We start from the raw sequence: 6,562 nt of genomic DNA, 5'->3' as shown, positions 1-6,562 counted from the left end.
GCGCTGGGCCGGGCCGAGCGGCTGGCCCCGGGCGCCCGCCTGGACCTGACCGCGCCATTGCCGCCGCAAGCCGCCGGCGTGCAGGTCTGGGCGCTGAGCTGGCGGGCCGGCGAGGCGCGCGAGGAGGCGGGCCCCTACGACCAGTGGGCGCTGGGGCTGCTGCAGGGGTGAGGGGCGCCGGTTCACAAGATTGCTATTCCGGGGTGCGCTTTCAGCGTTCGCGACGATGTAATTTAGCCGCCGCCGCGGGTTGGGAGCGGGACGCATCGGCCGCCGCCTGAACCGGGGAAACCCTCTTGTCCGCCCAAGGTCCAGCTTCCCTGGTCTGGAAGCCCGAACATCTCAGGCTGGCGATCGACGCCGCCAGCGTGGCGCTGTGGTCGTGGAACGTCGACACCAACCGCCTCACGATGGACGAGCGCGCGTTTTCCATCTGGGGCTTGCCCTGGGCCGAAGAGGTGTCGTTCGAAGAACTTTCCGAGCGCATCCATCCGGCCGACCGGGGCCGCGTCCGGGCGGCCTTCACGGCCACGCGGTCTACCTCCGGCCCCTACGAAACCGACTTCCGTATCCTGGTCGGCGGCGATGTCCGCTGGATTTCGGCGCGCGGGCGCGGCGCCGACCAGGGCATGGTCGATCGCGTCATGTTCGGCATCTTTCTGGACGTGACGGGTCGCAAGCAGGCCGAAGAAGCCCATGAGCTGCTCGCCGGCGAAATGAGCCATCGGGTGAAGAACCTGCTGGCCATCGCAGCCGGGCTGACCCACATCACCTCGCGTTCGGCGCGGACCGTTCATGAAATGGCCGCCGACCTGACGAAGCGCCTGACCGCGCTCGGCCGCGCCCACGACCTGGTCAGGCCGCTGCCCGGCCAGGAAGGCGAGGCCGCCCTTCTGGGCGACCTTCTGTCGGTCCTGCTGGCGCCCTACGACGACGTCGGCGACTTCTCCGGACGGATCCGCGTGGCGGTCCCGCGAATGGGGGTGGGCGAGAAGACCGCCACCGTCCTCGCCATGGTCATCCACGAACTCGCGACCAATTCGGTGAAACACGGCGCCCTGTCGTCGGACACCGGCATGCTGGACGTCACCGGCGCCCTGGACGGTCAGGACGTGCGCGTGGTGTGGGCCGAAAGCGGCGGACCCGTCGTCGGTCACACGCCGGAAATGCGCGGGTTCGGCTCCAAGATGGTCGCCCGCAGCGTCTCCGACCAACTGGGCGGCCAGCTTTCCTATGATTGGCAGGCGAGCGGCCTTGTCGTGACCTTGCGTATGCGACTGGACCGTCTGGCCGCCTGAGCGGCGCGGGCGAGCGCGCTCTTCACCTGGCCGCCACGTATTCATAGGTTGGCGGCGGGCGGACGCGCCGCCCTGGACGAGTCGATGCAGTTCAACGATTGGCGGACGATTGGCGCGGCTCTCTGCTTCGCGGTCGCGATGTACGGTTGCCTCCGCGCCAACTTCGCGGCGTTCAGGATCGTCGATCTGGTGAACCGTCAGGTCGGACCCGACGAGCAGGAGTCGATGCTGGGCTGGGGCTGGACGAAGACCCGACGCGTGTTCTCGCGCTACCGGGCGTTCTATCCCGACGGCGATCTGATCAGGCGGTACTGGCTGCACGGCGGCGTAATGTTCGTCGGCATGATCGGCGTCGCGATCTCGATCGGCTTCTTCGATCCCCGATGATCGCCCCGCTCGCCGCCCTTCTGCTCGCTTCGGCGCCCGCCGCCGCGCCGCCCGCCGGCTCGGCCTGCTTCTGGGTCGAGGGGCGACTGTCGATCACCAACGGCACGCCGTCGGTGCGCATCTGGCCGACGGGGACGAAGCGCCTGCTGGGTGTCGTCACCGCCTCGGGCGAGGCGGAGGGCGCGGGTCTGTTGCCGGCCGAGGTCGAGCGGCTTCACCCGGACTTCGACCGCTTCGTCTGGGGCCGCTTTCACGTCTGCCCGCTCACCGAGGACCGGCCCGGCTGGACGCGGAGGGTGACCCTGGTCGGCGCCGAGCGGCTGCGGGCGGTCGCGCGGTAGGTCAGCCGGCGTGCAGTCGGATCGAGACGACCCGGCCGTCCAGCACCTCGAAGGAGAAAGGCCAGGGGCCGTAGGTCCACAGCTGCGCCCCGGTGTCGGGGACCGGCTCGCGCGCGAACGGCTCGCCCAGCGCGGCGATTGCGGCGGCCTCGGTTTCGCCCAGGCGCACCTTCGAGAACGCCCAGTCCTGGGCGATGGGGACGCCTGAGACCTGCAGCACCTTGACCCGCCCGTCGGCGTCGTAGGCCAGGGCGACGTAGGCGGCGAGCTCCTTGCCGCCCGGCACGTCGCGCCAGGCCAGCGGGTGGATGAAGGTCTCGTCGCCGCGGTCCTGGACCGAGGTGAACGGAGCGCCCAGCACGGCTTCGGCCTCGGCCCGCGCCATGCCGACGCCCAGCGGGCCCATGCGCAGGCAGGGGATCTCGGCGCCATCGCCCGGAGCGACGGCGGAGATGCAGGCGAAGCCGGCGCCGGCGCGGACGAACTGGTCGGTGGTCAGCTTCTCCGCCGACCAGGCGGGCCCGGCCGTCGCCAGCAGCGCCGCCGCGACCGCCAGGCCGCCCGTTCGCATGCGCGTCATCGATTTTCTCCCGCCAGGTCCCGGGGCCTTGTCGGGCCGGCGCGGCGAGTGCGCAAGTCCGCGCCCACGCTCGCTCCCAGGTTGCAAACGAAGCGTCGCGGCGCTAGGAGGCGGCCAACGGCGTTCGGGGGATCGCATGGGCTGTCGGGGCGGATGGATGGTTGCGGCGGCCTTGCTCGCCGCCGGCTGCACCAGGGCGGACCCGCCCCAGGCCGAGGCCGAGGCCGAGGCGGCGGCGAGCGCGTGGCGAAGCGGCGTCTACAGCGACGTTTCTCTGCACGAGGAGACCGGCGACCTGCTGGGAATGGAGATCGAGCTGCACGTCGGGCCCCGCCCGTCGGTGGTGGTCGCCACCTGCGAAGGCCAGTGCTACGGCGGCAAGACCTGGCCCGCGACCATCACGGATCGCGAGATCCGCTTCACCGTGCAGGATTCGTGGGACGACCAGGACGGCAAGCCCGTTCCCGGCGACCCGATCCACTACGTCGGGCGGCTGGAGGGCGACGTCGTCGTCCTGACCAGCCCCGACCTGGCCGACCTCGACGAACGCCTGGCGCGGATGGAGGCCCCCGCGCCCGGCCGCACGGTGCGCCTGGCCTGCGGCGACGTCGCGTGCGGGTGAGGGCGGGCGCGGTCGTGTTCGACCGGGCGTCTAGCGGCTGAGCACGAAGGCGTTGACCGCTTTCAGGACCCGGTGGGCGTCCGCGCCGTAGAACCGGGAGGCGTTGAAGCAGTTCGCCTCGACGACGCCGATCCGGCCGTCGGCCTCGGCGAGGTCCAGGCAGTAGACCGGCGCAGGTCCCCATAGTTCGGCGAGGTCGGCGGCGAGCATGATGGCCGCGTGCGGGACCGGTCCGTCGATGGAGGGGGCGCCCCAGCGGCGATACTCGGAGCAACCGACGACCTCGCGGTCGACGATGAAGAAGCGCCACTCCGCTTCGATCGTCCTGGGCGGAGCGACAACCACCGGCAGTTCGCCCGCCGGTCCCAGATGCGCGACGGCCTGTCAAAGGCCTTCCGCGTCATAGACGCCGCCGTCGAACGCCTTTGAATCCGCGTCGGGCCGGATGAAGGCGCTGGCGCCGTCGGCGAGCCGCTTCTGCGCAGCCTCCAGCGTCGTCACGTCCGCGTCGGTGGCCAGCATCGCCTCGCCCCAGAAGGCGCGGAAGGTCGACCAGCGGAAGGCGTCGCGGTCGAAGAACAGGCCCGCGCCCAGGCGGGGATGGCCGTACGCCCGGGTGAGGAAGCCCGGCCCGTGGCAAACGATCGGCGCGGCGTCCGGCAGGTCGGGAATTTCCGGCGCCGGTGCGCCTTTCTCCAGGGTGAGCAGGTGAGCGACATGGCCGTCCGCCCGCAGGGTCTCGGCCATGGCTTCGACGTCCAGCGCCGCGCCACGGTTGGCCTGGATGACCCAGTGGACGGCGGTTTCGCGATTCTCCGTGCTCATCCGCGCAGCCTGCCGCGTCCTTCGCCGGCCTGCCATCCCAATCCCCTCCCGCCCGGCGTCGCCCGGGCGACGCTGAAGCGGCTTTCTTCCCATGGCGGATTGGAGCTCCCGGGTCCGGGCGGCTCAAGGACGCGCGGAACGCGCGCCGCGGCGCGGCCGGCCCGTTCGGGCCGGTCCTTGACCCGCCCGGCCCCGGGAGCACGCTCGCCTGCATGGGATGAAAGCCGCGCTCCGTCCGGGCGGACGCAGGCGGAGAGGGGGCTAGCCGCCGCCCGGCCGTCGCTTCATGCCGGTCACCACCAGCTTTGAGCCGTCGAGGGCCGGCGTGTACTCCAGCGTGCCGCCCGAGGCCGGCGGGGCGCGGGGCTAGTCGGCGGTCGCCCGCATCCGTTCCGCCGCGTCCGCGGCTAGCAGCGGGTCGGTCGCCAGACGGGCCAGCAGGTCGGCCGGCGTCTGGCGGTTCCAGATCAGCCGGCGGCGGACGCCCGGGTCGGGATCGTCGGCCAGGGCCTCGAAGAGCGCGCGGTCCAGCTTGCGCTTCATCGCCACCTCCGAGCGGACGTCCGGATCGGGGTCGGCGGCCAACAGGCGCAGGATCGAGAGCGGCACGGTCTTGTTGCGCGCCACCCAGCTCCGCAGCTCCGGGAAGCGGGCGACGACCTCGAGCCAGACCTGCTCGTCGGCCGGCTCGTGGGTCGCACGGTCCTGCTCGTCCAGGTCGTCGCTGGTCCGCAGGCGTTTGAATTCGTCGGCCGAGGTGATCACGGCCTTACGCCCCCTCCGCCGCCTTCGCGTACATCACCGCGTCGATCGCGCCGCGGGCGTAGAAGCCGCCGCACAGTTCGGTGACGTCGCGGCGGCGCCCGTCGGCCCAGCGGATCTCCAGGGTCCCGCCGGTCACGCCCCAGCACGGCGGGCGGGGCTCGCGGCCGCGCTTGACCGGAAGGTTCATCGGCAGGGCGTCGGGCTGCAGGGCGAAGCACGGGTCGGCCAGGGTGCGCTCGATCTCGGCCGCCTGGGCGGGGGCCAGCCGGCCCTGGGTCAGGGTGCGCTGTTGGGCCTCGATGTCGGCCTGGGTCATGGGTGGCGGCGGCGTGCCCGTACCGTCCCAGATCGGCGGCGGCGGGGGCGGGGCGTTGCTGAAGTCGACCCGGTTCATCCGCCAGGTCCCGCCGGCGTCCTTCCAGACGATGCTGGAGGTCTGGATCTGCACCTGCTGGGTCTCGCTCCCGCCGGCCCAGATCCGGATCGTCACCTGGGCGTCGTCGGGCGGGGTGAAGCCGGCGCCGACCGGGCCGCGGGTCATGGCGTGCTGGGTGTCCATCTGCGCGCGCCAGCCCGGATAGGGTCTCGTCTCGGCGGCGATCTTGCGCAGGTCGAGATCGGCCAGCAGCGGGCAGGCCTTGAGCTGGGCCGCGGTCGGCAGGCGGGCGGCGGGCGCCGCGGCCACGGCCGGCGCGGGGATCTGCAGCGCCAGCACGGCGGCGGCCAGCGCGGCTCGGCCCAGACGTGATCCCATGCCTGCTCTCCTCCCTCGGCGCCCACACGCTAACCCCGTCGAGGCGGCCCACCAAATCCCTCTCCCCTTGCGGGAGAGGGGACGCTTGTCGGCGCCCCGGTCTGCGGCTTAGCTGAGGACTGAAACGAAGCGGGGGCTTCCATGACCAAACGGATCATCGCCGGGGGGCTCGTCGCGGCGGCTCTGGCGGCGAGCGTCGCCGCGGGCGCGTACGCGCAGGACCACGAGCCGCCGGCGCTGTGGTCCGGCGCCGGCGGCTTGGCCTTCGTGGCGTCGTCCCAGCAGAAGGTCGGTTCGGTCGGCCCCGGTGACGTGGTCGCTCAGCTGGAGCTTCGGGCGCGGCGCACCGCCCGTCTCGCCGAGGACTACGTCCCGGGCGAGGGGGCGGCGGTCGTCCCCGCCGGGACGCCGTTCTACGCCGTCGAGATTGAGGCGACCGTGAGGGAAGGCGCGGCGCCGCCGCCCCGCGCCCGGTATCTGAGCTGGTGCGTCGCGCGGCAAGCGCCGGCGCTCTGCCTGCGTTGGGTGCGTCCCGGGACGGTCGAGACGTCTCCCGCCGACGGCGCCGGTCCGCTCCTGCGGCGCTCGCCGATGGGCTTCTGGCGCGAGGTCCCGGAGCCGAAGCTGGTCGAACAGCCGGTCGCGCTCGAGCCCTATGAGGAACTGTTCGTCGTGAAGTCGATCGGCCCGACCGGCGTGGTGCTGAGCGACGTCAGTCGGCAGGGCGCCGACGAGCGGGCGTTCGACCGGACGGTGGCGTGGGGCCAGGCGGTGGGCCAACAGCCCGGCGGACCGATGCTTCGGTTCACGCCGGTCCGCGCCGACGACGGCCAGCCGACGCGGGCGCAGGTCGAGAGGATCGTCCCGAAGGAGCAGGCGCCTTGACGAGGAACAAGCGGATCGTCGCCGGCGCGCTCGCGGGCCTGGCGCTCGCGGGCGCCGCCCAGGCCAGGGGGCAGGCCCAGACCCCGCCGCGGGATGGCCCGGCCG

General features: G+C 72.7%; 10 protein-coding genes. 5 read left to right on the top strand and 5 right to left on the bottom strand.

Annotated elements, in window-relative coordinates; all coding sequences use genetic code 11:
• Window positions 1-296: 296 nt before the first annotated feature.
• The 3 genes from G3573_RS19025 (at window position 297) to G3573_RS19015 (ending at window position 2,026) form a co-directional block, all read left to right on the top strand.
• Window positions 297-1,298 (top strand): sensor histidine kinase, encoded by a 1,002-nt coding sequence (locus tag G3573_RS19025; protein ID WP_163263261.1) that lies wholly within the window; start codon window positions 297-299, stop codon window positions 1,296-1,298.
• 84 nt (window positions 1,299-1,382) lie between these two features.
• On the top strand, window positions 1,383-1,685 hold the full coding sequence (locus tag G3573_RS19020) for a hypothetical protein (protein WP_163263260.1): 303 nt from the start codon (window positions 1,383-1,385) through the stop codon (window positions 1,683-1,685).
• Window positions 1,682-2,026: a hypothetical protein gene (locus G3573_RS19015; protein WP_163263259.1), complete on the top strand. Its 345-nt coding sequence runs from the start codon at window positions 1,682-1,684 to the stop codon at window positions 2,024-2,026. Before G3573_RS19020 ends, G3573_RS19015 begins: the two co-directional genes overlap by 4 nt.
• Window position 2,027: 1 nt before the next feature.
• Here the strand turns inward: G3573_RS19015 and G3573_RS19010 are convergent, their stop codons facing one another.
• Window positions 2,028-2,606 carry a hypothetical protein gene (locus G3573_RS19010; protein WP_163263258.1) on the bottom strand — a complete coding sequence of 193 codons (579 nt, stop codon included), beginning with the start codon at window positions 2,604-2,606 and terminating at the stop codon, window positions 2,028-2,030.
• 157 nt (window positions 2,607-2,763) lie between these two features.
• Here G3573_RS19010 and G3573_RS19005 point away from each other — a divergent pair, with 157 nt between their 5' ends.
• On the top strand, window positions 2,764-3,228 hold the full coding sequence (locus G3573_RS19005) for a hypothetical protein (RefSeq protein WP_163263257.1): 465 nt from the start codon (window positions 2,764-2,766) through the stop codon (window positions 3,226-3,228).
• 30 nt (window positions 3,229-3,258) lie between these two features.
• Here G3573_RS19005 and G3573_RS19000 read toward each other — a convergent pair whose 3' ends face one another.
• The 4 genes from G3573_RS19000 to G3573_RS18985 form a co-directional block, all read right to left on the bottom strand.
• Window positions 3,259-3,573, bottom strand: coding sequence for an ATP-grasp domain-containing protein (locus G3573_RS19000; protein ID WP_163263256.1), 315 nt, complete (start codon window positions 3,571-3,573; stop codon window positions 3,259-3,261).
• 39 nt (window positions 3,574-3,612) lie between these two features.
• Complete coding sequence (locus tag G3573_RS18995) at window positions 3,613-4,053, bottom strand: hypothetical protein (RefSeq protein WP_163263255.1); 441 nt, start codon at window positions 4,051-4,053, stop codon at window positions 3,613-3,615.
• Between the two features lie 366 nt (window positions 4,054-4,419).
• On the bottom strand, window positions 4,420-4,818 hold the full coding sequence (locus G3573_RS18990; protein WP_163263254.1) for a hypothetical protein: 399 nt from the start codon (window positions 4,816-4,818) through the stop codon (window positions 4,420-4,422).
• Window positions 4,819-4,822: 4 nt separating this feature from the next.
• The gene (locus G3573_RS18985; protein ID WP_163263253.1) at window positions 4,823-5,572 is read right to left on the bottom strand and encodes a hypothetical protein; all 750 of its coding nucleotides are present in this window, start codon (window positions 5,570-5,572) and stop codon (window positions 4,823-4,825) included.
• A 141-nt stretch (window positions 5,573-5,713) separates the two neighbouring features.
• On the opposite strand from G3573_RS18985, the gene G3573_RS18980 reads away from it, so the two are divergent.
• Complete coding sequence (locus G3573_RS18980) at window positions 5,714-6,457, top strand: hypothetical protein (protein ID WP_163263252.1); 744 nt, start codon at window positions 5,714-5,716, stop codon at window positions 6,455-6,457.
• Window positions 6,458-6,562 lie beyond the last annotated feature (105 nt).

Source organism: Caulobacter sp. 17J65-9 (assembly GCF_010975005.1).
GTDB lineage: Bacteria > Pseudomonadota > Alphaproteobacteria > Caulobacterales > Caulobacteraceae > 17J80-11.
This window is presented reverse-complemented; position numbering and strand designations above follow the sequence as displayed.